The sequence below is a fragment of the Paraburkholderia sp. SIMBA_054 genome (assembly GCF_046534875.1).
GTDB classification, from domain to species: Bacteria; Pseudomonadota; Gammaproteobacteria; order Burkholderiales; family Burkholderiaceae; genus Paraburkholderia; species Paraburkholderia hospita.
In genome coordinates, this window is the sequence record NZ_JAWRXV010000834.1 from 1 (window position 1) to 270 (window position 270).

At 65.9% G+C, this 270-nt stretch carries 1 protein-coding gene; it reads left to right on the top strand.

The genetic code is table 11. From position 1 onward, the window contains the following. Positions 1-58: 58 nt before the first annotated feature. On the top strand, positions 59-270 hold a 212-nt coding region (locus SB822_RS57445), incomplete at its 3' end, for a hypothetical protein (RefSeq protein WP_410859155.1).

Here is a 270-nt window from a genome sequence, read left to right on the forward strand (position 1 = left end):
GGCATCCACTACACTGTTGCGCTCGGCATGCCGCCGCCGTTCCCCTGCAGCAGGTTCCATGAAGTCGGACAAAGCCCAAGAACACACCCCCCTGATGAAGCAGTACTTCGCGGCCAAGGTCGACCATCCCGACCTGCTGCTGTTCTTCCGCATGGGCGACTTCTACGAGCTGTTCTACGACGATGCGCGCAAGGCGGCGCGGCTGCTCGACATCACCCTGACCCAGCGCGGCAGCTCCGGCGGCGCGCCGATCCCGATGGCCGGCGTGCC